Annotated in this window: 25 protein-coding genes; 18 read left to right on the top strand and 7 right to left on the bottom strand. The window is 67.8% G+C overall.

The window, feature by feature from the left end:
- Nucleotides 1-3: 3 nt before the first annotated feature.
- The 4 genes from GONAM_RS09200 (at nucleotide 4) to GONAM_RS09185 (ending at nucleotide 3398) form a co-directional block, all read left to right on the top strand.
- Nucleotides 4-837: a thymidylate synthase gene (locus GONAM_RS09200; RefSeq protein WP_006866479.1), complete on the top strand. Its 834-nt coding sequence runs from the start codon at nucleotides 4-6 to the stop codon at nucleotides 835-837.
- Nucleotides 834-1340: a dihydrofolate reductase gene (locus GONAM_RS09195; RefSeq protein WP_006866478.1), complete on the top strand. Its 507-nt coding sequence runs from the start codon at nucleotides 834-836 to the stop codon at nucleotides 1338-1340. The genes GONAM_RS09200 and GONAM_RS09195 overlap by 4 nt, the downstream gene beginning before the upstream one ends.
- Nucleotides 1340-2566, top strand: coding sequence for a winged helix-turn-helix domain-containing protein (locus tag GONAM_RS09190; protein WP_006866477.1), 1227 nt, complete (start codon nucleotides 1340-1342; stop codon nucleotides 2564-2566). Before GONAM_RS09195 ends, GONAM_RS09190 begins: the two co-directional genes overlap by 1 nt.
- A gap of 64 nt (nucleotides 2567-2630) precedes the next feature.
- Complete coding sequence (locus GONAM_RS09185; RefSeq protein ID WP_006866476.1) at nucleotides 2631-3398, top strand: HAD-IIB family hydrolase; 768 nt, start codon at nucleotides 2631-2633, stop codon at nucleotides 3396-3398.
- Here GONAM_RS09185 and GONAM_RS09180 read toward each other — a convergent pair.
- Nucleotides 3395-5059 (bottom strand): alkaline phosphatase D family protein, encoded by a 1665-nt coding sequence (locus GONAM_RS09180; RefSeq protein WP_006866475.1) that lies wholly within the window; start codon nucleotides 5057-5059, stop codon nucleotides 3395-3397. The two genes, GONAM_RS09185 and GONAM_RS09180, sit on opposite strands and share 4 nt — an antisense overlap.
- Nucleotides 5060-5163: 104 nt before the next feature.
- Here GONAM_RS09180 and thyX point away from each other — a divergent pair, with 104 nt between their 5' ends.
- The 6 genes from thyX (at nucleotide 5164) to GONAM_RS09145 (ending at nucleotide 13899) form a co-directional block, all read left to right on the top strand.
- Complete coding sequence (gene thyX / locus GONAM_RS09175; protein WP_006359542.1) at nucleotides 5164-5916, top strand: FAD-dependent thymidylate synthase; 753 nt, start codon at nucleotides 5164-5166, stop codon at nucleotides 5914-5916.
- Nucleotides 5917-5954: 38 nt separating this feature from the next.
- Entirely contained in the window at nucleotides 5955-6860 is a 906-nt protein-coding gene (gene dapA / locus GONAM_RS09170) for a 4-hydroxy-tetrahydrodipicolinate synthase (protein WP_005197420.1), read from the top strand.
- Nucleotides 6860-8887 carry a ribonuclease J gene (locus GONAM_RS09165; protein WP_006866474.1) on the top strand — a complete coding sequence of 676 codons (2028 nt, stop codon included), beginning with the start codon at nucleotides 6860-6862 and terminating at the stop codon, nucleotides 8885-8887. Before dapA ends, GONAM_RS09165 begins: the two co-directional genes overlap by 1 nt.
- Before the next feature lie 21 nt (nucleotides 8888-8908).
- Entirely contained in the window at nucleotides 8909-9541 is a 633-nt protein-coding gene (locus tag GONAM_RS09160; RefSeq protein ID WP_040535886.1) for a TIGR03085 family metal-binding protein, read from the top strand.
- 97 nt (nucleotides 9542-9638) lie between these two features.
- Nucleotides 9639-12665 carry a DNA translocase FtsK gene (locus tag GONAM_RS09150; RefSeq protein WP_245548594.1) on the top strand — a complete coding sequence of 1009 codons (3027 nt, stop codon included), beginning with the start codon at nucleotides 9639-9641 and terminating at the stop codon, nucleotides 12663-12665.
- A gap of 238 nt (nucleotides 12666-12903) precedes the next feature.
- Nucleotides 12904-13899: a TerC family protein gene (locus GONAM_RS09145; protein ID WP_006866470.1), complete on the top strand. Its 996-nt coding sequence runs from the start codon at nucleotides 12904-12906 to the stop codon at nucleotides 13897-13899.
- Nucleotides 13900-13908: 9 nt separating this feature from the next.
- Here GONAM_RS09145 and GONAM_RS09140 read toward each other — a convergent pair whose 3' ends face one another.
- Complete coding sequence (locus GONAM_RS09140) at nucleotides 13909-14187, bottom strand: YciI family protein (protein ID WP_006866469.1); 279 nt, start codon at nucleotides 14185-14187, stop codon at nucleotides 13909-13911.
- Nucleotides 14188-14191: 4 nt separating this feature from the next.
- A complete protein-coding gene (locus GONAM_RS09135) occupies nucleotides 14192-14767 on the bottom strand; it encodes an amino-acid N-acetyltransferase (protein ID WP_006866468.1) in 576 nt (191 codons plus the stop codon).
- A 170-nt stretch (nucleotides 14768-14937) separates the two neighbouring features.
- Here GONAM_RS09135 and pgsA point away from each other — a divergent pair, with 170 nt between their 5' ends.
- The 7 genes from pgsA (at nucleotide 14938) to GONAM_RS09100 (ending at nucleotide 20231) form a co-directional block, all read left to right on the top strand.
- Nucleotides 14938-15648, top strand: a complete 711-nt coding sequence (gene pgsA, locus GONAM_RS09130; protein ID WP_040535902.1) for a CDP-diacylglycerol--glycerol-3-phosphate 3-phosphatidyltransferase — start codon at nucleotides 14938-14940, stop codon at nucleotides 15646-15648.
- A gap of 88 nt (nucleotides 15649-15736) precedes the next feature.
- Nucleotides 15737-16075 carry a helix-turn-helix domain-containing protein gene (locus GONAM_RS09125; protein ID WP_006866465.1) on the top strand — a complete coding sequence of 113 codons (339 nt, stop codon included), beginning with the start codon at nucleotides 15737-15739 and terminating at the stop codon, nucleotides 16073-16075.
- A gap of 110 nt (nucleotides 16076-16185) precedes the next feature.
- Nucleotides 16186-17007 carry a phage shock protein PspA gene (gene pspA, locus GONAM_RS09120; RefSeq protein WP_006866464.1) on the top strand — a complete coding sequence of 274 codons (822 nt, stop codon included), beginning with the start codon at nucleotides 16186-16188 and terminating at the stop codon, nucleotides 17005-17007.
- A 10-nt stretch (nucleotides 17008-17017) separates the two neighbouring features.
- Entirely contained in the window at nucleotides 17018-18211 is a 1194-nt protein-coding gene (locus GONAM_RS09115) for a glycosyltransferase (protein ID WP_006866463.1), read from the top strand.
- Nucleotides 18202-18396, top strand: coding sequence for a DUF3046 domain-containing protein (locus tag GONAM_RS09110; RefSeq protein ID WP_006866462.1), 195 nt, complete (start codon nucleotides 18202-18204; stop codon nucleotides 18394-18396). The genes GONAM_RS09115 and GONAM_RS09110 overlap by 10 nt, the downstream gene beginning before the upstream one ends.
- A 231-nt stretch (nucleotides 18397-18627) precedes the next feature.
- Complete coding sequence (gene recA, locus GONAM_RS09105; RefSeq protein ID WP_006866461.1) at nucleotides 18628-19671, top strand: recombinase RecA; 1044 nt, start codon at nucleotides 18628-18630, stop codon at nucleotides 19669-19671.
- 20 nt (nucleotides 19672-19691) lie between these two features.
- Entirely contained in the window at nucleotides 19692-20231 is a 540-nt protein-coding gene (locus GONAM_RS09100; RefSeq protein ID WP_006866460.1) for a regulatory protein RecX, read from the top strand.
- A 27-nt stretch (nucleotides 20232-20258) separates the two neighbouring features.
- On the opposite strand, the gene GONAM_RS09095 is transcribed toward GONAM_RS09100, so the two are convergent.
- Genes GONAM_RS09095 through GONAM_RS09080 form a run of 4 tightly spaced genes read right to left on the bottom strand, consistent with a single transcriptional unit; the run spans nucleotide 20259 to nucleotide 23585 of the window.
- Nucleotides 20259-21137, bottom strand: a complete 879-nt coding sequence (locus GONAM_RS09095) for an amino acid ABC transporter permease (protein ID WP_006866459.1) — start codon at nucleotides 21135-21137, stop codon at nucleotides 20259-20261.
- Entirely contained in the window at nucleotides 21134-21811 is a 678-nt protein-coding gene (locus GONAM_RS09090; protein ID WP_005197381.1) for an amino acid ABC transporter permease, read from the bottom strand. The genes GONAM_RS09095 and GONAM_RS09090 overlap by 4 nt, the downstream gene beginning before the upstream one ends.
- A 12-nt stretch (nucleotides 21812-21823) precedes the next feature.
- Nucleotides 21824-22855: a glutamate ABC transporter substrate-binding protein gene (locus GONAM_RS09085; RefSeq protein WP_083876397.1), complete on the bottom strand. Its 1032-nt coding sequence runs from the start codon at nucleotides 22853-22855 to the stop codon at nucleotides 21824-21826.
- Nucleotide 22856: 1 nt separating this feature from the next.
- Nucleotides 22857-23585 (bottom strand): amino acid ABC transporter ATP-binding protein, encoded by a 729-nt coding sequence (locus GONAM_RS09080; protein WP_174310884.1) that lies wholly within the window; start codon nucleotides 23583-23585, stop codon nucleotides 22857-22859.
- 143 nt (nucleotides 23586-23728) lie between these two features.
- On the opposite strand from GONAM_RS09080, the gene miaB reads away from it, so the two are divergent.
- Nucleotides 23729-25273, top strand: a complete 1545-nt coding sequence (gene miaB, locus GONAM_RS09075; protein WP_006866456.1) for a tRNA (N6-isopentenyl adenosine(37)-C2)-methylthiotransferase MiaB — start codon at nucleotides 23729-23731, stop codon at nucleotides 25271-25273.
- Nucleotides 25274-25303: the final 30 nt, after the last annotated feature.

Below are 25303 nucleotides of genomic sequence, written 5' to 3'. Positions count from 1 at the left end.
CCCGTGAGCACGGCCATCCGCGACATCTCATCGACCGGGACGATCCCCACTCCGTACGAGGACCTGCTGCGCCTCGTGCTCGAGACGGGCACCCCGAAGGCGGATCGCACCGGGACGGGAACCAAGAGCGTCTTCGGTCATCAGCTGCGGTACGACCTCGCCGAGGGCTTCCCGCTGATCACCACCAAGAAGGTGCACCTCAAGTCGATCATCTACGAGCTCCTCTGGTTCCTGCGCGGCGACTCCAACGTCCGCTGGCTCCAGGAGCGCGGCGTGACCATCTGGGACGAGTGGGCCGACGAGAACGGTGACCTGGGACCGATCTACGGCGTGCAATGGCGCAGCTGGCCGACGCCGTCGGGGGAGCAGATCGACCAGATCTCCGCGGCTCTCGAGACGCTCAAGACCAACCCCGACTCGCGACGCAACATCGTGTCGGCGTGGAACGTGGGGGAGATCCCGCAGATGGCGCTGCCGCCGTGCCACGCGTTCTTCCAGTTCTACGTCGCCGACGGCAAGCTCTCGTGCCAGCTGTACCAGCGCTCGGCCGACCTGTTCCTGGGCGTGCCGTTCAACATCGCGTCGTATGCGCTGCTGACCCACATGATGGCGCAGCAGGCGGGCCTCGAGGTCGGCGAGTTCGTGTGGACCGGCGGCGACTGCCACATCTACGACAACCACGTCGACCAGGTGACCCTGCAGCTCTCGCGCGAGCCCTACCCGTACCCGAAACTCGAACTGCGCAAGCGGGATTCGATCTTCGACTACGAGTTCGACGACATCGAGATCGTCGGATACCAGTCCCATCCCGGGATCAAGGCGCCGGTGGCGGTGTGACCCGCCGGGTCCGGCTCGTCTGGGCGCAGGGTCGCGAGGTCGCCGGCAAGGGTGCCGCGATCGGTCGCGACAACACCATCCCGTGGCGCGTCCCCGAGGACATGGCGCGGTTCAAGGAGAAGACCCTCGGCAACGCGGTCATCATGGGCCGCAAGACGTGGGACTCCCTGCCGCCGAAGTTCCGGCCGCTGCCGGGCCGCACCAACATCGTGGTCACCCGCAACCCGGAGTGGTCCGCCGACGGTGCGCTGACCGCCCGGACGATCGACGAGGCGTTGAGCCTGGCCGACGGCGACACGGTGGGCGTCATCGGCGGCGGTGAGATCTACCGGCTCGCAATGCGGTACGCGACGGAACTCTGCGTGACCGAGATCGACGTCGACGTACCCGGAGCCGACGCCTTCGCGCCGGAGATCGGTCCCGAGTGGACCGTCGCCGACAAGGGGGAGTGGCAGACCTCCACCACTGGTACCGCCTACCGATTCGTCGACTACACGCGCTGATGGCACCGGAGCGTCTCTCCCCGGCCCAGGCGCGTCGAACCGCGCTCGCCGCACAGGGATTCGCCGACCGTGCACCGTCGGGCACCCCGACCATGGCCCACCTCAAACGGGTCGTCGGCCGGACGGGTCTGCTCCAGATGGACTCGGTCAACATCGTCGCGCGGGCGCACTTCATGCCGCTCTACAGCCGGCTCGGATCCTACGATCCCGACCTCCTGCATCGCGCGGCCTGGCAGCCGGTCCGGGGGAAGCGTCTGCTCGTCGAGTACTGGGCGCACGAGGCCGCTCTCATCCCGGTCGACGACTGGCCGCTGTTCCGTTGGCGCATGGATGAGTTCGCCGACGGACGGTACCGGCACACCCGGGAGGTCATGCGCCGCAACCGGAGTCTCGCCGAGGACGTCCGCAGTGTGATCGAGGAGATCGGTGCCGCGATGCCGCGGACCATCGAGGAGAAGCTCGGCATCGAACGCGAACCGGGCACCGCCGGGAGCTGGTGGCAGCGCGGCGAGATCAAGCACCTGTGTGAGGCGATGTTCGCCGCCGGCGACCTGTCGGCGGTCCGCAACGGCAACTTCATGCGCCACTACGACCTCACCGAACGGGTCGTCGGCGCCGACATCGCCGCGCAGCATCCGGACCGTGCGCAGGCGCACCGGGATCTCGTCGCCCGCGCGGCTCGGTCCCTCGGCGTCGCGACCGTCGCCGACCTCGCCGACTACTACCGCCTCAAACCCGCCGACGCCCGGCCGGCCGTCGCCGACCTCGTGGATGCCGGTGTGCTGCACGAGGTCTCGGTCGAGGGATGGCGAGACCCCGCGTATCTCGCCGACGGCGCGCCGATGCCGCGACGCATCGACACCTCGGCGATCCTCTCGCCGTTCGACCCGCTCGTCTTCTTCCGGCCACGAGCCGAGCGCCTCTTCGACTTCCACTACCGCATCGAGATCTACGTCCCCGAGCACAAGCGCGTCCACGGTTACTACGTGCTGCCCTACCTGCTGGGCACCGACATCGCCGCACGCGTCGACCTCAAGGCCGACCGCAGGTCCCGAACCCTGTTGGTACTGGGCGCCTTCTGTGAGTCCGGACACGATCGCGGCGTCGTCGCCGAGCGACTGGCCGACGACCTGCGCACTTTCGCGGGGTGGCTCGACCTCGACGACGTGTCGGTGGGTACGAAGGGTGACCTCGCGCGCGACCTCCGGGCCGTGATGGGATGCTGAGCATCGGGAGGCCGCGAACCAGCGGAACACACACCCGGGGACGACCTGAAGGAGAGAACCGACGATGACCGTGTCGTATGACGGCAACGACTACCGCCTGGTGATGTTCGACCTCGACGACACACTCGCACCCTCGAAGAGCCCGCTCGACGACCAGATGGTGGACCTGCTCCGCCGGATGCTCGACGTCAGCCTCGGGTGCATCATCTCCGGCGGCAACTTCACCCAGTTCTCCAAGCAGGTCCTCGCGCGTCTCGGCACCTTCGACTCGGTCGGCAACCTCCATCTGATGCCCACCTGTGGCACCCAGTACGTCCGCTGGTCGGGCAACGAGTGGGAGACCGTCTACGCCGAGTACCTCACCGACGACGAGAAGAAGCGCACCCTCGACGTCCTCGAGACCGGCGCCAAGGAACTCGGGATCTGGGAGAGCGAGACCTGGGGCGAGATCCTCGAGGACCGCGGCAGCCAGATCACCTTCAGCGCACTGGGACAGAAGGCCCCGGTCGACGCGAAGGCCGCCTGGGACCCGGACGGCGCGAAGAAGGAGTCGCTGCGCGCCTACGCCGCCGAGCGGCTGCCCGACCTCGAGGTCCGCAGCGGCGGTTCGACGTCGGTCGACGTCACCAAGAAGGGCATCGACAAGGCGTACGGCGCGCTCAAGCTGATGGACATCCTCGGCCTGAGCACCTCGGACATCCTGTTCTTCGGTGACCGCCTCGACGAGGGCGGCAACGACTACCCGGTCAAGGCGCTCGGCATCACCTCGATCGCCGTGCACGGCTGGCCCGATACCCACGCCAAGCTGTCGGCGATCCTGGAGCAGAGCTAGACGGCGGGTCGCCCGACCGGCTCGACCCGCTGCGTACCGTTGCGCACCCGGTAGGACCTCGCGTAGAACTGGCCCGACCTCGGGTCGATCTTGTTGTGCACGAAGTACCAGTCCATCTGGGTCGCGGCGGGGGTGACGGTGAGGACCGAGTACCCGTGCGCGTCCAGCTCGCAGAAACGTACGTGGTGGTTCGCCGTGCGGAACGCCGCCGATGCCGCGACGCCGGCGGTGTCCGGCGGCACGTTGAACATGTCGTCGACGTTGGTCGCCGTGACCGAGGTGCCGACGAGTTCGGTGGCGACGGTCCCGGCGCCGGGGTAGTTCGCCACGTCGACCGGGACATCGCAGGCCCACGACGAGTGGATGTCGCCGGTCACGAACACGACGTTGTCGACGCGGTTGTTCCGGATGGAGTCGAGCAGACGCCGGCGGTCGGCGGCGTACCCGTCCCACTGATCGGCGTTGTAGGGGATCCCCTCCTTCGGGATCCCGAGCATCGAGGTGACCGCGCCGGTCGTCGCCGGATCGAGCGGCGGGATCAGCACCGGCGTGATCATCACCGGGTTGCCGACGATCTTCCAGCGAGTCTCCGACGACATGAGCCCGTTGGTGAGCCACGACATCTGCGCCTTGCCCATGATCGTGCGAGCCGGGTCGTCGATGCTGGCCGACCGCGCGCTCACCTGCAGGTCGCGGTAGGAGCGCAGATCCAGCATCGACAGTTCGAGCAGTTTCCCGAACCGCAGCCGGCGGAACAGGTGTCGGCCCTGCGGGTCGACGTCGGGGCGGATGGGCATCCACTCGGAGTAGGCGCGTAGCGCGGCGGCGCGCCGGACCGGCCACGGCCCCTCGTTCGGCTGATGGTTCTCCGCGCCGCCGCTCCATGCGTCGTTGGCGGTCTCGTGGTCGTCCCAGACGGGGATGAACGGCACCTTACGGTGCAGTGCGGCGAGGTCCGGGTCGGTCTTGTACTGGGCGTGACGCGTCCGGTAGTCGCGCAGCGTGACGACCTCGTGGCGTGGGTCGTGGACCCGGACTGTTCCGGTTTTCCCTGTGTAGCGGCCGGTTTGGTAGTCGTAGAAGTAGTCGCCGAGATGGAGCACCGCGTCGAGGCCGGGCTGGGCGGCGAGGTGCCGGTAGGCCGAGAAGTAACCCGCCTCCCAGTTGGCGCAGGACACGACGCCGAAGCGGATCCGTGCGACATCGGCGCTCGTGGCGGGAGCGGTGCGGGTGGTGCCGACCGGCGAGACGGCCCCGGCGGCCGGTCCCGATGTCACGGTGAATCGGTAGTGGTAGGTCGTCCGCGGACTCAGCCCGGTGGCGTCGACCTTGACGGTGAAGTCCTGCTCGGCCGACGTCTGCTCGACCCCGGAACCGACGATCGCACCGAAACCCGCGTCCTGAGCGATCTCCCAGCGGACCGAACACGGTTGTCCCACACCGGAACCCGGCGTCGACGCGGGGGACTGGGTGATTCGGGTCCACAGGATGACCGCGTCGGGCAGCGGATCGCCGGAGGCGACGCCGTGGACGAAGACGTTTCGTGGGGCAGCCTGCGCCGGGCCGGATTCGGCGAGGGCGGGCACAGTGAGGGCGGCGCCGGTGACGACCGCACCGGTTCGCAGGAAAGTCCGTCGGGTGGACTCATGCCGAGTGGACACATAGGGACCTTACCCACCGTGGACCGCGACTTCAGGCCGAATCCGAGCCCGGTGGAGCGGTGGGGGACAATCGGGTCACACAAACGTCGAATGGAGGGGACTGCGTGTCCGAGTTGGTGCCGCTGAAGGTGCAGATGGTCGCCATGACCCAGTTCACCCCGCCCGAGGACGTGCCGTGGAGCACGGACGCCGAGGGCGGTGAGGCGCTCGTCGAGTTCGCCGGCCGCGCCTGCTATCAGAGCTGGGACAAGCCCAACCCCCGCACCGCCACCAACGCCGGCTACCTCCGGCACATCCTCGAGGTCGGGCACCTGTCGCTGCTCGAACACGCCTCGGTGACCTTCTACATCTCCGGGATCTCGCGCTCGTGCACCCATGAGCTGATCCGCCACCGGCACTTCTCCTACTCGCAGCTCTCGCAGCGCTTCGTGCCCGAACACGACTCCAACGTCGTCGCGCCGCCCGCGATCGTCGGCGACGAGCACCTCGAGGAACTCTTCACCGCCGCCACCGACGCGAGCCGCGAGGCCTACACCGAGCTCCTCGACGCGCTGGAGGCGAAGTTCGCCGACGTGCCGAACGCGATCCTGCGCCGCAAGCAGGCACGTCAGGCCGCGCGATCCGTGCTCCCGAACGCCACCGAGACCAAGATCGTCGTGACGGGCAACTACCGGGCATGGCGGCACTTCGTCGGTATGCGCGCCACCGAGCACGCCGACGTCGAGATCCGGCAGCTCGCAGTCGAATGCCTGCGGCAATTGATGCAGGTGGCGCCCACTGTTTTCGGCGATTTCGAGATCGGCACGCTCGCCGACGGCACCGAGGTCGCGACCTCACCGTTCGTGCTGGAAGGGTGAGACCCGTCACGGATACGGAGGCGGTAGCCTTTAGCACCATGAACGCAGTCCAGGAACCGCTGCACGAGCATCCCTTCGGGACGAACGTGGTGGCGATGGTGACCCCCTTCCGTCCCGACGGAAGTCTCGATCTGGACAAGGCCGCCGTCCTGGCCGACCACCTCGTGTCCAAGGGTTGTGACGGGCTGGTCGTGTCCGGCACCACCGGCGAGTCGCCGACCACCACCGTGCCCGAGAAGCTCGACCTGCTGCGCGTCGTGCTGGACGCCGTCGGCGACCGCGCCCGGATCACCCAGGGTGCCGGTAGCTACGACACCGCCGAGAGCGTGCGGTTCGCGATCGAATCGGAGAAGATCGGCGCCCACGGTCTGCTCGTGGTGACCCCGTACTACTCCAAGCCGCCGCAGGCCGGCCTGCTCGCGCATTTCCGGACCGTCGCCGACGCCACGGCACTTCCCGTGCTGCTCTACGACATCCCGCCGCGCTCGGTCGTGCCCATCGCCAACGAGACGATGCTGGCGCTCGCCGAGCACCCGAACATCCGCGGCGTCAAGGACGCCAAGGGCGACCTGCATTCGGCCGCCGGCCTCATCGCCACCACCAAGCTCGAATACCTCTCGGGCGAGGACGCACTCAACCTGCCGTGGCTGTCGATCGGTGCGACCGGATTCGTCAGCGTGATCGGGCACCTGGTGCCGGATCGCCTGCGCGAGATGCAGATCGCGGTGGAGAAGGGGGATCTCGCCACGGCGCGGACCCTCAACACGTCGATGCTCCCGCTCGTCAACGCCATGGGACGCCTCGGAGGTGTCACGATGGTGAAGGCGGCGCTGCGCATTCTCGGACTCGAGGTGGGCGACCCGCGCCTGCCACAGGTGCCCGCATCCGGGCCTCAGATCGAGGAGCTGATCGTGGATCTACGTGCGGCAGGTGTTCTCGCCTGATGACCGACAACACCGGCAGCGACACCAACGGTCCCGAAGCACGGACGCCGCGCACCCGACGCCGCGCCGCCTCCCGTAAGGCCGGACCGCCCAGTACGCCGCCGGTGTCTCCGGCAACGGCCGAGTCCGTCCCGGTGGAAGCGGTACCGGTCGACACGGTTCCGGCCACCACCGCGCCCGACGCGGTTCCGGTCCGCAAGGCCCCCGGAAAGGCGGAGACCGCACCCAAGCACGCCGGCAAGCCGAAGTCCGGATCGGCGTCCGGTGGTCGACGCGGCCGCCACGAACGCGGCGGCGACTCCCGCGGCGGCCGTCGGAACGAGCAGGCGACCCCGGCGCCCGTCGATCGGCTCGGCACCCCGCGCCGCCTGCCCAAGGGCGGGCTACGGATCGTCGCGCTCGGCGGTATCGGCGAGATCGGCCGCAACATGACCGTCTTCGAATACGACGGCCGCCTCCTGATCGTCGACTGCGGCGTGCTGTTCCCCGAGGATCAGCAGCCCGGTGTCGACCTCATCCTCCCGGACTTCCGCTACATCGAAGACCGCATGGACGACGTCGACGCGGTGATCCTCACCCATGGCCACGAGGACCACATCGGCGCGATCCCGTTCCTGTTGCGGCTGCGCAGCGACATCCCCGTCGTCGGTTCGAAGTTCACGCTCGCCCTCGTCGACGCCAAGTGCCGGGAGCACCGCCTGCGGCCGAAGCTCGTCGAGGTCACCGAGGGGGAGCGGACCACCCACGGTCCGTTCGACTGCGAGTACTTCGCGGTCAACCACTCGATCCCCGACGCCATCGCCGTGGCGATCCGCACGCCTGCGGGCGTCGTGCTGCACACCGGCGACATCAAGCTCGACCAGCTGCCGCTCGACGGTCGCCTGACCGACCTCGCCGGCTTCAGTCGCCTCGGCGACGAGGGCGTGGACCTGTTCCTCGTCGACTCGACCAACGCCGAGGTCCCCGGCTTCGTCACCCCCGAACGCGAGATCGGAGGGGTCCTCGACCAGGTGATCGGCAAGGCCAAGCAGCGCGTCATCGTCGCGTCCTTCGCCAGTCACGTACATCGCATCCAGCAGATCATCGACGTCGCGCATACCCACAACCGGCGCGTCTGCTTCGTCGGCCGGTCGATGGTGCGGAACATGCAGATCGCGCAGGACCTCGGCTACCTGTCGATGCCCGACGGGGTGGTCGTCGACATCGACACCGCCGCAACGCTTCCCGACCACCGCGTGGTGCTGATCTCCACCGGTTCGCAGGGTGAGCCGCTGTCGGCGCTGTCGCGGATGGCACGTGGCGAGCACCGCCAGATCAACATCCGTGCCGACGACCTCGTCGTGCTCGCGTCCTCGCTGATCCCGGGTAACGAGAACTCGGTCTTCGCGGTGGTCAACGGCCTGGCCAAGCGTGGCGCCACGGTGATCACTCAGCAGAGCGCGAAGGTCCACGTATCCGGCCACGCCTCGGCCGGCGAGCTGCTCTACCTGTACAACGCGGTGCGGCCGTCGAATGCGATGCCGGTGCACGGCGAATGGCGCCATCTACGCGCGAATGCGGCGCTGGCGGTCGCGACCGGTGTGCCCGAGGACCGCGTTGTGCTCGCCGAGGACGGCGTCGTGGTCGACCTCGTCGACGGTCGCGCCGAGATCGTCGGACGCGTCCCGGTCGGACACGTCTACGTCGACGGACTGTCCGTCGGCGACGTGGGTGAGTCGACCCTGTCCGAGCGTCTCGTGCTCGGCGAGGGCGGGTTCATCGCGATCACCGTCGCCATCGACGCGACGACGGGTCGCGCGGTCAGCTCGCCGGAGGTCTCCGGCCGTGGCTTCTCCGACGACCCGGATGCGCTCAAGTCGGCCGCCGACCTCGTCGACCAGGTCCTCGACTCGCTGGCCGCCGAGGGCGTCAGCGATGCGCACCGAATCGCACAGGGAATCCGGCGCGCGGTGGGCCGCTGGGTCTCCGACACCTACCGCCGTCGCCCGATGATCGTGCCGACGGTGCTCGCGGTCGGCGCCGACTAGTTTCTCGCTACTGTGGGCTGGGTGACCGGTGCACAGGAGGAACGAGCGGCTCTCGTCGAGACCATGAAGAAGGTGGGCCCGGACGCGCCCACCCTCTGCGAGGGCTGGACCACCCGCGATCTGTTGGCTCATCTCGTCGTCCGCGAACGACGCCCCGACACCGGGCCGGGCATCCTGATCCCGGCCTTCGCCGGGTACACCGAGAAGGTGCGGACCAAGGCCGCCCGGCGGGACTTCGACGAGCTGCTCGACGACCTCGCGTCCGGACCGCCGGTCTACTCGCCGTTCAAACTCGTCGACCGGTTCGCCAACCTCGCCGAGATGTTCGTCCACCACGAGGACGTGCTGCGCGGGGGAGCGGACCCGGAGGGGCGCTGGACGCCGCGGATGCTGTCGCCCGAACTCGAGGCCGAGCTGCGCACTCCGGTCACGTCGATGGCGAGGATGACGCTGAAGAAGATTCCCGCGCGCGTCACCCTGCGCACGACCGCCGGTGAGGACCTCGTCAGCGTCGGCTCCGGGAAGGACGTCGTCGTGACGGGATCGATCGGCGAACTCGTCCTGTTCGCGTTCGGACGCCGCCCCGTGGCGGTCACCTTCGACGGCGATCCCGATGCGATCGCCGCGGTTCGTGACAGTTCTCACGGCCTGTAGGTGTGTCGGCGATGCGGACGGGTAACAACTTCGACACGTCGCCGTTATCAGTGTTGCCCGTGTGACTGAAGTGAACACTGCCGACTAGTCTGTCGGTATGGCTTCGAAGGCAAGCACGGGTACGCGCACGTCCGCGTCTGGGGCGAGGACATCCGGCACACGGTCGGGTGGCAAGAGCACCGGACGGTCGACCGGGTCGGCTGCACGCTCGGGCGCGAGCCGGTCCGGCAAGAGCACCGCGAGCAGGGGCGGGGCGAGCAAGTCGTCGACCCGTACCGGTTCCGCACGCTCCGGTGCGGGCAAGTCCGGGTCGTCCCGCGCGTCGAACCGTTCCACGGGCACCGGATCCCGCACCCGGCAGTCCGCCACCGCGACGCCGCGTCGCCGGAACACCTCCGCGTCGGCCGAGTCGGTCGATCTCCACCGGCGTTCGGTGGCCGCTGCCGGTGCTTCCGCGGTGGGGAAGGGGATCGGCGCGGGCTGGTCGCTGTTCGCCCGCGGTGTCGGCAGCGCGGCCCGCGTGGGTTCCGGCGTCGGCCGTGGACCCCGCACCGAGTCGCGTTCGTTCGACGACGATGATTTCGACCTGGACGCCATCGACGCGGACGACGACTACGACGACGACGTGGACGCCGATGGTGCGCCCGGTCCGCGTGGACAGGCTTCGCGCGGTCAGGGGCACAGTCATCGCCGGGACGGCGTGGCACTCGGCCTGCTCGCGCTGGGTCTGCTGTTCGCGGCCAGTGTCTGGTTCGGTGCCGCCGGACCCGTCGGCGCCTTCATCGAGGCGCTGATCCGCGCGATCGTCGGCTCCGCGGCGGTCATCGTGCCGGTGGCGCTGGTCGTGGTCGCGATCATGCTGATGCGACGCCCCCCGGCACCCGAACGTCGTGGTCGCTACCTCGGCGGTGGTGCCCTGGTCGTGCTGCCGTTGCTGGGCATCATGCACCTCGTCGCCGGTTCACCATTGGATCTGCCGGGCCGTTCGTCGGCGGCGGGTTTCGTCGGTTTCGCCATCGGCACGCCGCTCACCACGGGCGTCACCGCCTGGGTGTCGGTACCGATCCTGTTGCTGTGCATGGCTTTCGGTGTCCTGATCCTCAGCGGACGTACGGTGCGTGAGGTCGTCGACGCCGCCGCCGGATACCTCGGACTGGGTGTGCCCGGCGCCGACGATGCGCCGTGGGAGAGCGACCTCGACTGGGATGAGGACGCCGAGAACTACGAGGATCCCGACTTCGGCGATCCCGCGGCGGGCGACGCCGACGACGATGCCGACGCCTTCGGTTCACGCGCGACCCGTCGCTCGTACTCGTCGAACCCGTACGACAACTACCCGCCGGACGAGACCCCGTCGCGGCCGGTGAGCCGATCGCGACGCAAGCCGGCCAAGGTCGCCGAGGAGCCGATCGAGGAAGCGGTCACCGAGAACTTCGCCGACGCCCACACCGAACCGTTCGGGGACAACGCCGCCGACGAGCAGATGACCGAGGTCATCGAACCACCGGCCCGCCCGGCAGCTGCGCGTCGTACGGCGCCGGCCGCCCGCCCGGCTCCCAAGCCGGCACCCGAACCCGAACCGGAGCCCGACCTCGACGACGAGGCGTTCGCGCCGTCGGAGCCGGCCGCCGAGGGCGACTACATCCTGCCGCCCCCGCATCTGCTGCTCGAGGGCGATCCGCCGAAGGCGGGCACCAGCGCCAACGACGAGATGATCGACCGGATGACCGGCGTCCTCGAACAGTTCAAGATCGACGCGGCGGTCACCGGCTACACCCGCGGACCGACGGTCACCCGCTACGAGGTCGAACTCGGACCGGGGGTGAAGGTCGAGAAGATCACCGCGTTGCAGCGCAACATCGCCTACGCCGCGGCGACCGACAACGTCCGCCTGCTCGCGCCGATCCCGGGCAAGTCCGCGGTCGGTATCGAGGTGCCCAACGCCGACCGGGAGATGGTCCGCCTGGCCGACGTCCTCAGCGCGCCGTCGACCCGGAAGGACAAGCATCCACTCGTCATCGGTCTCGGCAAGGACATCGAAGGCGATTTCGTCAGCGCGAACCTGGCGAAGATGCCGCACCTGCTCGTCGCCGGTTCGACCGGTTCGGGCAAGTCGAGCTTCGTCAACTCGATGCTGGTGTCGCTGCTCAGCCGCGCCACCCCCGAGCAGGTCCGGATGATCCTCATCGACCCGAAGATGGTGGAACTCACCCCGTACGAGGGCATCCCGCACCTGATCACCCCCATCATCACGCAGCCGAAGAAGGCTGCCGCCGCCCTCGCGTGGCTGGTGGAGGAGATGGAGCAGCGCTACCAGGACATGAAGGCCTCGCGGGTTCGTCACATCGACGACTTCAACGCGAAGGTGCGGTCCGGCGAGATCACCACCCCGCTGGGCAGCGAGCGGGTGTACAAGCCGTACCCGTACATCCTCGCCATCGTCGACGAGCTCGCCGACCTGATGATGACCGCACCGCGCGACGTCGAAGAGGCGATCGTGCGCATCACCCAGAAGGCCCGCGCCGCCGGCATCCACCTGGTGCTCGCGACGCAGCGTCCGTCGGTCGACGTCGTCACCGGTCTGATCAAGACCAACGTGCCGTCGCGCCTGGCATTCGCCACGTCGTCGCTGACCGACTCGCGAGTCATCCTCGACCAGCCCGGTGCCGAGAAACTCATCGGCATGGGTGACGGACTGTTCCTGCCGATGGGCGCCAACAAGCCCATCCGCATGCAGGGGGCCTACATCTCCGACGAGGAGATCGCGGCCGTCGTCGACTTCACCAAGGAACAGGCCGAACCCGAGTACACCGAGGGTGTCACCGCGGCAAAGGCCGGCGAGAAGAAGGACATCGACAGCGACATCGGCAACGACCTCGACGACCTGCTGCAGGCGATCGAACTCGTCGTCTCCAGCCAGTTCGGCTCGACGTCGATGCTGCAGCGCAAACTGCGCGTCGGGTTCGCCAAGGCCGGACGCCTGATGGACCTCATGGAGACCCGCGGCGTCGTCGGACCGAGCGAGGGTTCCAAGGCGCGCGAGGTGCTCGTCAAGCCCGAGGACCTCGCCGGCGTCATCGCCTCCATCACCGGCGGCGGGGACGACGAGTCGGCCGAGGCGTGAAAACAGGCGGGCTGAAAACCGTCTGAGCAGGGATCACGGCGGCCGCCTGCCGGTATCCGGTAGGCTGGCCGCCAGATCCATGAGGGGAGTATCCCCGACGCGGCGTCTCCGTCAATACGGTGCCGATCCGCGGTGATGCCGATCATCGCCGCCTCGGTGACCCGGAGCGTCGGCCCCCGATGTTCCGGTGGGAGAGACCTCTGGCTCGTCAGCTGAAGCTGCCTGCTGGAGGAAAACTGTGGATGTCTCTGTATCCGTGTGGCTGATCACCGTTGCGGTGATCCTCGGATTGTTCGTGTTCGACTTCTTCTCCCACGTACGCGTGCCCCATGCGCCGTCACTGCGGGAATCGGCCGTCTGGTCGACGGTCTACATCTCCATCGCCGTCGTCTTCGGTGTGTTCGTGTGGTGGAAGTGGGGCGGCACCTTCGGCGGGGAGTATTTCGCCGGCTACGTCACCGAGAAGGCGCTCTCGGTGGACAACCTGTTCGTGTTCGTCATCATCATGGCGCGCTTCGCCGTCCCGCCGGAGTACCAGCAGAAGGTGTTGCTGCTCGGCATCGTGATGGCCTTGGGCATGCGCGGTGTCTTCATCGCCGTCGGCGCGGCCGCGATCAACACCTACAGCTGGGTGTTCTACGTGTTCGGCGCGTTCCTGATCTTCACCGCGGTCAAGCTGATCCGCGAGAGCGACGATCCCGTCGAACACGAGGAGGAGCGTGAGAGCAGGCTCGAACGCTTCGTGAAGCGCTTCCTGCGCACTCATGACACCTACGACGGCGACAAGCTGTTCACCCGCGTCAACGGCAAGCGGCTCGCGACCCCGATGCTGATGGTCCTCATCGTCATCGGCTTCACCGACGTGCTGTTCGCCCTCGACTCCATCCCCGCGATCTACGGCCTGACCTCGGAGCCCTACCTGGTGTTCACCGCCAACGCATTCGCCCTGATGGGCCTGCGTCAGCTCTACTTCCTGCTCGGGGGCCTGCTCGACCGGCTCGTCTACCTCTCGGTCGGCCTGTCGATCATCCTCGCGTTCATCGGCACCAAGCTGGTGCTGCACGCCCTGCACGAGAACACGCTGCCGTTCGTCAACGGCGGCGAACACGTGAGCGTCCCGGAGATCTCGACGCCGGTGTCGCTGTCGGTGATCATCGGTGTCCTCGCGGTCACCACCGTCGCGAGCCTGGTGAAGAGCAGGTCACCGATCGACAAGGATCAATCGCAGACCTGACGCGAGCCGTCAGAAGGGTCCGAAGACCTGATTCCACTCGTCGATCCGTACGGCGTCGACGGCCTGGTGCGCCTGGAACGGGTCGTTGGCGAGAAACGCCTCGGCGGCCTCGAGGTCGGCCGCGCTGATGATGATCAGCGCGCCCGACCCGTCCGGGTACGGACCGGCGACGAGCACATTGCCCGCCTTGTTCTCCTCGCCGAGCCATTCCCGGTGCAGCGGCCGGTGCTGGTCGCGGAGTGCGGCCTTGGCCGGACGGTAGGTGTACTGGACGGCGAAATAGGGCATCTGCTCACTCCTGGGAGATGGTGGCCAGCATCCTGGTGTTACCCAGGGTGTTGGGTTTGACGTAACTCAGGTCCAAGAACTCGGCGACACCGGTGTCGTAGGAACGGCACATCTCCTCGAACACCTCCCGCGTGACCGGGGTGCCCTGGATCTCGCTGAAACCGTGCTTGGCGAAGAAGCTCGTCTCGAAGGTCAGCACGAAGACGCGGGACAGCTCGAGTTCGCGGGCGATCTCCATCAGCCGGCCGACGATCTTGTGACCGATACCGCGCCCGGAGAACGTGGGGTCGACCGCGACCGTGCGGACCTCGCCGAGATCGGCCCACAGCACGTGGAGCGCTCCGCAGCCCACGACCTCCCCGTCGAGTTCGCCGACCCAGAATTCCTGCACCGACTCATACAGGGTGACGAGGTTCTTCTCCAGGAGGATCTTGCCCGCGTACTTGTCGATCAGTTCCTTGATGCGCGGCACGTCCGAGGTGCGCGCGCGCCGCACCACGACATCGCCAGTAGTCGGTTCGGGCGCAACGGGATCCGCCGTTGATTCGGGGTCGGCGGGCTCCGGGGAGACGGGGGACATGGGAAATCACCTTAGTCCTCCGTCCGCGCGCGCGTCCCCGCCGACATGGCACGCGTGCCGCGCGCAACGGCCCGGTTTACCTTTAGCACGGCGCGGGCCGATACCCTGTTGAGCGTGCGTATGAGAATTCCCGTGTATCGCGGAACACGTCCGCGCCCGGGGGTGTGCTCATGACCGATCGCATTCGGCGGGCCGTCGACGAAAAAGGTATCGCGAATGTGGGCCGCGGGCCGGACCACATCACCGATCCCGTCGACCCGGTCCCGGTGGTCAACATCGCCAACGCACTCACCGTCTTCCGGATCGTCTTGGTCCCGGTGTTCCTGGCGGCCCTGTTCATGGAGTCCGGTGAGTCCACGGTGTGGCGCACGGTCGCCACGGTCGTCTTCGCGGTCGCCGCCCTGACCGATCGGTACGACGGGCGCATCGCCCGACGGCGCGGTCTGATCACCGATTTCGGCAAGATGGCCGATCCGATCGCCGACAAGGCCCTCATCGGTGGTGCGCTGGTCGGACTCTCGATCCTCGGCATCCTGCCCTGGTGGGTCACCGCGGTGATCATCGCCCGCGAACTGTGGGTCACGGCGCTGCGCTTCTGGGTGCTGCGACACAAGGTGATCCCCGCCAGTCGCGGCGGGAAACTGAAGACTCTTCTGCAGGCGGTCGCCATCGGTCTGTACCTGGCGCCCCTCGGCGGGGGATGGCAGATCGCCGCCGGCATCCTGATGGGTCTCGCGGTGATCGTGACCATCTACACGGGACTCGACTACACCTGGCAGGCGGTCAAGGTGCGCTCCGGCGGGTCCGCCACCGACGCCCCCGATCCGGCCCCGGCGCCGCAGACGCGACGGGCCGTCGGAGGAACCGGCGCGGGCCGCTGAGTTCGACTACTGTCGGGGGAACCGCGGCCAGGGAACGTTCCGGCCGCGTGAGGCGTTGGCTGAGGAGTGAACAGGGAGAGGAGACTCGATGGCGATGCTCTTACGTGAGGCGCTCGGCGACAGCCTTCGTCGGGTCCGCACGCAGCAAGGTCGGACCCTGCGTGAGGTGTCCACCGGTGCACGCGTGAGTCTCGGTTACCTCTCCGAGGTGGAGCGCGGTCAAAAGGAGGCCTCGAGCGAGCTGCTCGCAGCGATCTGTGACGCGCTCGACGTCGAGATCGCCGACCTCCTCCTCGACGTCGGACACGCGATGCGTCCCGCCGAGACCGTGGCCCCCGAGGTCGCCGAGGCCGGCATCACCACGACCAAGGTGGTCATCCCCGCACCTGCCGGACGCCACGACGCGACCGCACTGGCCGCTGCCTGATCCCCAGATCGTCCGAATGACCATTCGGCGTGCTGTGGCCCAAATGGGAACGCGCAGCCACTAGATTGGTCTGCACAGTTCTCAAACCCTTGAATGGAGTGACGTAGAGCATGGCGAACCCGTTCGTGAAGTTGTGGCGCTACCTGACGGCACTCGGTAACGCGAAGATCGACGAACACGCCGACCCGAAGGTCCAGATCCAGCAGGCGATCGAAGATGCTCAGCGTCAGCATCAGGCGCTGTCGCAGCAGGCCGCCTCGGTCATCGGCAACCAGCGACAGCTCGAGATGAAGCTGAACCGGCAGCTCGAGGACATCGAACGCCTGCAGGCCAACACCCGCCAGGCGCTGACACTCGCCGATCAGGCCGCAGCCGCCGGGGACACCCAGAAGGCCACCGAGTACACGAACGCCGCCGAGGCCTTCGCGGCCCAGCTGGTGACCGCCGAACAGAGCGTCGAAGACCTCAAGTCGCTGCACGACCAGTCGCTGCAGGCGGCGGATCAGGCGAAGAAGGCCGTCGAGCGCAACGCGATGGTCCTCCAGCAGAAGCTTGCGGAGCGCTCCAAGCTGCTCAGCCAGCTCGAGCAGGCGAAGATGCAGGAGCAGGTCAGCGCATCGCTCAACCAGATGAGCGAACTGTCGGTCCCCGGCAACACCCCGAGTCTCGACCAGGTGCGCGACAAGATCGAACGCCGCTACGCCAATGCCCTCGGTTCGGCCGAGCTGGCGAAGAACTCGGTCCAGGGCCGGATGCAGGAGGTCGAGCAGGCCGGTATCCAGATGGCCGGCCACTCGCGCCTCGAGCAGATCCGCGCCAGCATGCGCGGTGACGCCCTGCCGTCCGCCGGTGCCACCGCACCGCCGCTGCAGAAGGGCCAGCCGGCGACGCAGGCCACCCCGCCGAACACCGAGCCGCCCGCGCAGAACTGATCCGCGGCGCGTGCATGTCGCACTGGTCGCGGGTTCTGATGCAGGACATGCCTTCCCGGCGTTCGCCCTCGCCGAGCGGTTCGTCTCGGCGGGGCACCGGGCAACGGTCTACACCGGACTGAACTGGTCGGATGCCGCCCGCCGTCGTGGCATCGACATCGCCGAACTCCCGGGCCTCGCGGCCACAGATGTCGACGACGACGCCGACGCCGGGGACAAGCTCAGCGCCCGTGCGGCGCGGATGGCGCAGTTGCTGGCGCCCGTGCTGTCCGATTCCGGCGCCGACCTCGTCGTGTCCGACGTCATCACCGTGTGCGGGGGATGGGCGGCGCAGCTGAACGGCCTGCCGTGGATCGAGCTGTCGCCCCACCCGCTGTACCTGCCGTCCCGCGGACTACCGCCGATCGGTTCGGGCCTCGCCCCGGGAACCGGTCTGCGTGGTCGCCTCCGGGACGCGCTGATGCGCGCCGCGACCGCGACCTCCATCCGCAAGGGTGAGCGGCAGCGTGCTGCCGCACGGGTGTCGATCGGTCTCCCCGCTGTCGACGACGGCCCGTCCGCGCGGTTCGTGGCCACACTGCCCGGCCTCGAGATGGCACGCCCCGACTGGCCCGCCGACACCCATCTGATCGGCCCATTGCTGTGGGAGCCCACCGACGACGTCTTCACCCGCCCCAATGGCGCCGAACCACTGGTCGTGCTCGCCCCTTCGACGGCCGAGACCGGCGCCGCCGACATGGTCGGCGTGGTACTCGAGGCGTTGTCCGAACGGGTACTGGGCCGTCGTGTCCGGGTGGTGGTCTCGGGCCTGCATCGGCCGTCGGCCGACGACCTCGCCCGCTTCGGCGGGAACGGACCCGCCCCGATCACCGCGGGACTCGGACGGCAGGACGAGGTGCTGGCCCATGCCCGAGTGCTCATCTGCGGCTCCGGGCACGGGATTCTCGCCAAGGCGATGACCGCCGGGGTGCCGGTGGTCGCGGTACCCGGTGGCGGCGACCAGTGGGAACTGGCCAACCGCCTCCAGCGTGCGGGTGCCGGCCGGTGGGTACGCCCGCTCACGGTCGCCGGTGTTGCCGAGGCCGTCCGCGCGGTCCTCGACGACCCCGGCCTCACCCGGTGCGCCGAGCGGATCGGTGCGAGTGGCGCCGACACCGTGGACCCCGTGGCGGTCGCCGAACGTAGGGTGGGCCTGTGCGCCTGACCGAGTTCAACGAATTGATGACCACCGAATTCGGTGTGACCCGGGCGGATTCGATCCTGGTCGACCACGTGCTCACCGAGTTCGCGGGACGCACCGGTGCGCAGGCGATCGACGACGGCGTCGACCCGCGCGACGTCTGGGTCGCCATCTGCCGCGACTTCGACGTGCCGCGTCAGCGGTGGTGACGCGGCCCGCGTGTCACACTTGCCATCGAACACCTGTTCGTTCATTCTGGTGACCAGACGGAACCGAACGGACCGCCGCCGCGTCTGAGATATCGGGATCGACGAGCAACATCACCGGCGCCGGGAGCGCCGGCACGACTTGTCGGACCCACGCGATACCTTTCAGACATGAACGCCCGGACCGCACCGACCACCCGCCGGAAATCCGGCTCACAACCGAGGAGAACTCCCATGGCACCAGCGCCTCAAGACCGTGAGAAGGCCCTCGATCTGGCCCTCGCGCAGATCGACAAGAACTTCGGCAAGGGCTCGGTGATGCGCCTGGGCGAGGAGACCCGCCAGCCGATCGAGATCATCCCGACCGGTTCGATCGCACTCGACGTCGCCCTCGGTATCGGTGGTCTGCCCCGCGGCCGCGTCGTCGAGATCTACGGTCCGGAGTCCTCGGGCAAGACCACGGTGGCGCTGCACGCCGTCGCCAACGCCCAGGCCCAGGGCGGTATCGCCGCGTTCATCGACGCCGAGCACGCGCTCGACCCCGACTACGCCGCCAAGCTCGGTGTCGACACCGACGCCCTGCTCGTGTCGCAGCCCGACACCGGTGAACAGGCGCTCGAGATCGCCGACATGCTGATCCGCTCCGGCGCACTCGACATCCTCGTCATCGACTCGGTGGCCGCGCTCGTGCCCAAAGCCGAGATCGAGGGCGAGATGGGCGACAGCCACGTCGGTCTGCAGGCCCGCCTGATGAGCCAGGCGCTGCGCAAGATGACCTCCGCGCTGAACCAGTCGAAGACCACCGCGATCTTCATCAACCAGCTGCGCGAGAAGATCGGCGTGATGTTCGGTTCCCCCGAGACCACCACGGGCGGTAAGGCTCTCAAGTTCTACTCGTCGGTGCGCCTGGACGTCCGTCGTATCGAGACCCTCAAGGACGGCACCGACGCGGTCGGCAACCGCACCCGCGTGAAGGTCGTCAAGAACAAGGTCGCGCCGCCGTTCAAGCAGGCCGAGTTCGACATCCTCTACGGCCAGGGCATCAGCAAGGAGGGCTCGCTGATCGACATGGGTGTCGCGGAGGGCTTCATCCGCAAGTCCGGCTCGTGGTTCACCTACGAGGGTGATCAGCTCGGCCAGGGCAAGGAGAACGCCCGCAAGTTCCTGCTCGAGAACGTCGACATCCGCGACGAGATCGAGAAGAAGATCAAGGAGAAGCTCGGCATCGGCGCCACCGTCGATGCCGACGACATCGCACCGGCACCGGTCGAATTCTGATCGGTCCCACCTGATCCGATATGAACGAGGCATCAAGCCCCGAACGAACGGACCCCGAACGGACGCAGAAACAGGGACCCAGCGCATGGGACTCTGCACTGCGGCTGCTCGGGGTCCGTGCGCGTTCACGGCACGAAATGCGGGAGCGGTTGACTCGCAAGGGATTCGACACCGACACCATCGACGAGGTGATGGCGCGGCTCGACAAGCACCAGCTCCTCGACGACACCGACTTCGCCGCGGAATGGGTGCGTTCCCGTTCGCTGAACTCCGGTAAGGGACGCGTGGCGCTGCGCCACGAACTCCGCACCAAGGGCATTGCCGAATCGATCATCGCCGAGACGCTCGCCGACATCGATCCCGACGACGAACGTCAGATCGCCGCCGGACTCGTCGAGCGGAAGCTGACACCGTCGGTCGTCGAACGGGTGCTCGCAGACCGTACCGAACGGGAGAAGACCCTGCGCCGGCTCGTCGGGTTCCTTGTACGCCGCGGCTATTCGCAGTCGTTGGCCTTCGACGTGGTGGGGGAGGCGCTCGGCGCCTTGCACGACGCCTGACGCCTCCCCGTCACGGGATCGACCGGATCAGAGCAAGTTCTCCGACGCGGCCTGCTCGGCCTTTTCCGGGTTCGCGGGTTCGGTCGCCCGGCTTCCCTGACGCAGTCGTCGTTCGACGTAGGTCGCCAGGTTCGACAGCCCGAAGTTGATGAGGATCATGATGATCGCCACCACGATCAGCGCCGGGATGTAGTTGCCGTAGCGCGAGGCCGACAGCAGGCCGCTGCGTACGACCTCCGAGTAGCCGATGATGTAGCCCAGTGCGCTGTCCTTCAACGCCACCACCATCTGCGAGATCAGTGCCGGCATCATCGCGGTGATCGCCTGCGGGAGCAGCACGATCCGCATCATCTGGCTCTTCCGCAGACCCAGCGCCATCGACGCCTCGGTCTGGCCCTTCGGCAGCGAGTTGATGCCCGAACGCAGGATCTCGGCCATCACCGACCCGTTGTAGAGGGTCAGGCCGGTGACCACCGCGGCGAACGCCAGCATCGACGACGGGAAGATGCCGTAGATGGCGAACAGGAACCAGGTGAACACCATCAGGATCAGCACCGGGATCGCGCGGAACACCTCGACGAACACGCCCGACACGGCACGCACCCAAAGGTGATCCGACAACCGCCCGATGCCGAGGACGGCGCCGAGGATGAGCGACAGCACGATCGAGGCGGCTGCCGCGGCGAGGGTGCGCCACAGGCCGGGCAGGATGTAACCGGTCCAGGTGGACCAGGTGACGAACGGGCTCCACTTCTCGCCGGTGAACTGCTCGTTCGCGGCGAGTACGGAGATCACGTAGATCGCGACCGCGGCGAGGATCGCGATGAACAGGATCGCCGTCAGGCGGTTCCGGGTTCGTGCGCGCGGGCCGGGTGCGTCGTACAGGACAGTCGATTCGGCGCTCATCGTTTCACCGCCAGTCGCTTGGCGAGGTAGCCGAAGACGGCTCCCTCGGTGAGGGTGATGATCATGAAGCCCACGGCGATCACGCCGAAGATCACGAACAGCTGGTCGGAGAAGGTCTCGATCTCGGTCTTCATCAGGGCCGCCGCCTCGGCGACGCCGATGACCGACGCGACCGTGGTGTTCTTCGTCAGCGCGATGAGCACACTGCCCATCGGACCGATGACCGACCGGATGGCCTGGGGCAGCACGATGATCCCGAACACCTGGGTGAACGGCATTCCCAACGACCGGGCCGCCTCGGCTTGTCCGAGGGGCACCGTGTTGAAGCCGGACCGGAGCGTCTCACAGACGAACGTCGACGTGTAGAGGACGAACGCGAGCACCGCGAGCCAGAAGTTGTTGGACTTGATCGTCGGCGCGAAGGTCAGCCCCAGGTTCTGGTACAGGCCGATCGCGCAGAACAGCACGACGAGCGTCAACGGCGTGTTCCGGACGACGTTCACGTAGACGCTCGCGAAGCCGCGCATCACCGGGACGGGGGAGACCCGCATCGCGGCGAGGATCGTGCCCCAGACCAGCGAGCCGATCGCCGAATAGAAGGTCAATTGGATGGTCACCCAGAAGGCGGGCCACAGCTGGGGGCCCATGCTCTCCCACAGAGAGGCGTCATTCATCGATTACTCCTCTCACTCGAGTCCGGGCGGGCACGGTGTGGACGGTGAATCGAGGAACTCGAGGTCACCGGGGTCCGGCAGATAGGGGAACTTGGAACCGGGACGGTCCGCGCGGGCGATGATCTCGTCGACGTACTCGTTGCCGAGTGCCTCGCGGAGATCGGCGTTCCAGGGCGACTCGACGCCTTCGACGGGGGTCAGCATGGTGTCGAGGGCCTTGTTGATCGCATCGACTGCGGCCGTGTCGTTCAGGGCGACACCGACGCCGTAGCGTTCGGTGGAGAACGGGCTGCCCGCCGTCTTCAGCGCGTCCTTGACGCAGGCGTCCTTGAGGTAGGTCATCTCGACGAGCTTGAACTCGTCCTTCCAGAAGTTGGAGTAGCCGGCGAGAATCGCCTCGTCGGTTGTCAGCGCGTCGACCTTGCCGCGGCGGAGCGCCTCGACGCAGGCCGAGTAGGAGTCGTACTCCTGCAGCTGCACTGTCGGCAGCTGTGCCTTCACGTTCTGCGCCGACGTCGAGCCGGTGACCGAACACAGCTTTTTGCCGTTGTCGAGGTCGGCCAGCTCGGAGATCGAGTTGTCGTCGGCACGAACCATCAGGCCCTGATAGGTCTGCAGGTAGGGGCCGCCGAACGAGACCTTCTTGGAACGGCTGGCGTTGATCGAGTAGGTGGCGGCGATCAGGTCGACCTCGCCGTTGTCGATCATCGCCTCGCGGCGGGCGGACGGCGTCTCGCGCCAGGTGATCTCCGGGTGATCGACGCCGAGGTCGTCGGCGATGGCGTTGACCACGTAGGTGGCGACCGACGCGTCGAAGCCGGTGACGTTGCCGTCCGGCTCGTACAGGCCGAGGCCGGGCTGGTCGAACTTGACGCCGAGGATCACCGATCCCTCACGGATCGAGTTGAGCAGGTTGCGGGGTTCGGTGCTGCCGCAGCCCGCGAGGAGTCCGGCGAGCAGGGCGACGACGGCGACGACCAGTCCGGCGCTGCGCCATCGGGACACCTGCGGGCGCGTGTGGTGTGTTTCTCGACTCATCCGCATCTCAGTGCCCCAGGATCTTGCCGAGGAAGTCGCGTGCTCGGTCGGTCTTGGGGTCGGTGAAGAAGGTGTCGGGTTCGGCATCCTCGATGATCGCGCCGTCGGCCATGAAGATCACCCGGTCGGCGGCCTTGCGGGCGAAGCCCATCTCGTGGGTGACCACGAGCATCGTCATGCCCTCCTTGGCCAGGGAGACCATGACGTCGAGGACCTCGTTGACCATCTCGGGGTCGAGCGCGGAGGTCGGCTCGTCGAACAGCATGACCTTCGGGTCCATGGCGAGGGAGCGGGCGATGGCGACGCGCTGCTGCTGGCCGCCGGACAACTGGGCGGGGTACTTGTCCTTCTGGCTGGCGATGCCGACCCGCTCGAGCAGTTCCAACGCGCGCTTGTTGGCCTCGGCCTTCGACTTCTTGCGCACCTTCGTCGGGGCGAGGGTGACGTTCTCGAGGATCGTCTTGTGGGAGAAGAGATTGAAGGACTGGAACACCATGCCCACGTCGGCGCGCAGGCGTGCGAGGTCCTTGCCCTCGGCGGGCAGGAGCTGACCCTCGACCCGGATTTCGCCCTCGTCGATCGGCTCGAGGCGGTTGATGGTCCGGCAGAGGGTGGACTTGCCCGATCCGGACGGACCGAGGACCACGACCACCTGTCCGGCGGGAACCTCGAAGTCGATGTCCTTGAGGACGTGCAGCGAACCGAAGTGCTTCTGCACCCCGCGCATCGCGATCATCGGCTGGGACCCGGGGTCCGCGGACTTGCTCGGCGAAACGGTCATTCTCGAACCCTAACCAAATTCGTGCCGAACAGCGGTACCGGTCACGCCAAGTCGGCGATTTGCGTCGGCACCGTACCCTGGTAGGAGTGAGTATCGAGTTGTCGGATCGGCCTGACGAGGCTGCATCAGCCCAGTCACCCCGCAGCTACCAGGTTCGAACCTACGGCTGCCAGATGAATGTCCACGACTCCGAACGCATCTCCGGGCTCCTCGAGGACGCGGGATATGTGCGTGCCGGCGAGGACGAAGACGCCGACCTGGTCGTATTCAACACCTGCGCCATCCGCGAGAACGCCGACAACAAGCTCTACGGCAACCTGTCGCACCTCGCACCGGTGAAGTCCCGGCGTCCCGGCATGCAGATCGCCGTCGGCGGCTGCCTGGCGCAGAAGGACAAGGACACCGTCATCTCCAAGGCGCCGTGGGTCGACGTCGTGTTCGGCACCCACAACATCGGTTCGCTGCCGGCGCTGATCGACCGTGCCCGCCACAACGAGGAGGCGCAGGTCGAGATCCTCGACTCCCTCGAGCGCTTCCCGTCGACGCTGCCCGCCAAGCGTGACTCTGCCTACTCCGGCTGGGTGTCGGTGTCGGTGGGCTGTAACAACACGTGCACCTTCTGCATCGTGCCGTCGCTGCGCGGCAAGGAGGTCGACCGCCGTCCCGGTGACGTGCTGGCCGAGGTCAAGGCACTTGTCGACCAGGGCGTCGTCGAGGTGACGCTTCTCGGGCAGAACGTCAACGCCTACGGCATGTCCTTCGCCGATCCCGACCAGCCGCGCAACCGTGGCGCTTTCGCCGAACTGCTCCGTGCCTGCGGCGACATCGAAGGACTCGAACGGGTCCGGTTCACCTCGCCGCACCCCGCCGAGTTCACCGACGACGTCATCGAGGCGATGGCCGAGACCCCCAACGTGTGCCCGCAGCTGCACATGCCGCTGCAGTCCGGTTCCGACCGCATCCTGAAGGCGATGCGACGCAGCTACCGCCAGACCAGGTTCCTCGGCATCCTCGACAAGGTCCGCGCCGCGATGCCGCATGCGGCGATCACCACCGACATCATCGTCGGGTTCCCGGGGGAGACCGAGGAGGACTTCCAGGCGACCCTCGACGTCGTCGAACGCGCCCGATTCTCCAGCGCCTTCACCTTCCAGTACTCGCCGCGCCCCGGAACCCCGGCGGCCACGATGCCCGACCAGGTGCCCGCCGACGTCGTCGGCGAGCGCTACCAGCGACTCATCGCGCTGCAGGAACGAATCTGCTTGTCGGAGAACGAATCCCTGACCGGCACCGAGGTGGAGCTGCTCGTCGTCGCCGACGAGGGGCGCAAGTCCGCCGAGACCCGGCGCATGACCGGTCGCGCGCGTGACGGACGCCTGGTGCACTTCGCGCCCGGTGACACCGCCGGCATCCGCCCCGGCGACGTGGTCCACACCGTGGTCACCGCCGCCGCGCCGCACCATCTGATCGCCGACGCCGGGGTGCTCTCGCACCGCCGCACGCGTGCCGGCGACGCCTACGAGCAGAGCCGCACGCCCACCACCGCCCCCGTCGGCGTGGGCCTCGGCCTCCCGACTGTTGGTCCCCCCGTGCCCACCCTCGTCCCCGCGACCGCCGACGCCGGTTGCGGCTCCTGCGGTTAGAGCGCGCGCCACCCCAGACCCACCCGTGAG

Origin of the sequence: Gordonia namibiensis NBRC 108229 (assembly GCF_000298235.1) — a bacterium.
Lineage (GTDB): Bacteria > Actinomycetota > Actinomycetes > Mycobacteriales > Mycobacteriaceae > Gordonia > Gordonia namibiensis.
The sequence above is the reverse complement of the archived record's forward strand: the minus strand, read 5'-3'. Positions and strand labels throughout refer to the sequence as shown.

Bases quoted from the DNA above. Each gene is read 5' to 3' on its own strand.
- GONAM_RS09100 (WP_006866460.1), top strand. From the start codon at position 19,692: ATGAACGAGGCATCAAGCCCCGAACGAACGGACCCCGAACGGACGCAG.
- recA (WP_006866461.1), top strand. From the start codon at position 18,628: ATGGCACCAGCGCCTCAAGACCGTGAGAAGGCCCTCGATCTGGCCCTC.
- GONAM_RS09080 (WP_174310884.1), bottom strand. From the start codon at position 23,585: ATGATCGCGATGCGCGGGGTGCAGAAGCACTTCGGTTCGCTGCACGTC.
- GONAM_RS09125 (WP_006866465.1), top strand. From the start codon at position 15,737: ATGGCGATGCTCTTACGTGAGGCGCTCGGCGACAGCCTTCGTCGGGTC.
- GONAM_RS09150 (WP_245548594.1), top strand. From the start codon at position 9,639: ATGGCTTCGAAGGCAAGCACGGGTACGCGCACGTCCGCGTCTGGGGCG.
- pspA (WP_006866464.1), top strand. From the start codon at position 16,186: ATGGCGAACCCGTTCGTGAAGTTGTGGCGCTACCTGACGGCACTCGGT.
- GONAM_RS09085 (WP_083876397.1), bottom strand. From the start codon at position 22,855: ATGCGGATGAGTCGAGAAACACACCACACGCGCCCGCAGGTGTCCCGA.
- GONAM_RS09140 (WP_006866469.1), bottom strand. From the start codon at position 14,187: ATGCCCTATTTCGCCGTCCAGTACACCTACCGTCCGGCCAAGGCCGCA.
- GONAM_RS09190 (WP_006866477.1), top strand. From the start codon at position 1,340: ATGGCACCGGAGCGTCTCTCCCCGGCCCAGGCGCGTCGAACCGCGCTC.
- dapA (WP_005197420.1), top strand. From the start codon at position 5,955: ATGAACGCAGTCCAGGAACCGCTGCACGAGCATCCCTTCGGGACGAAC.
- GONAM_RS09090 (WP_005197381.1), bottom strand. From the start codon at position 21,811: ATGAATGACGCCTCTCTGTGGGAGAGCATGGGCCCCCAGCTGTGGCCC.
- pgsA (WP_040535902.1), top strand. From the start codon at position 14,938: ATGACCGATCGCATTCGGCGGGCCGTCGACGAAAAAGGTATCGCGAAT.
- GONAM_RS09185 (WP_006866476.1), top strand. From the start codon at position 2,631: ATGACCGTGTCGTATGACGGCAACGACTACCGCCTGGTGATGTTCGAC.
- GONAM_RS09165 (WP_006866474.1), top strand. From the start codon at position 6,860: ATGACCGACAACACCGGCAGCGACACCAACGGTCCCGAAGCACGGACG.
- GONAM_RS09095 (WP_006866459.1), bottom strand. From the start codon at position 21,137: ATGAGCGCCGAATCGACTGTCCTGTACGACGCACCCGGCCCGCGCGCA.
- GONAM_RS09135 (WP_006866468.1), bottom strand. From the start codon at position 14,767: ATGTCCCCCGTCTCCCCGGAGCCCGCCGACCCCGAATCAACGGCGGAT.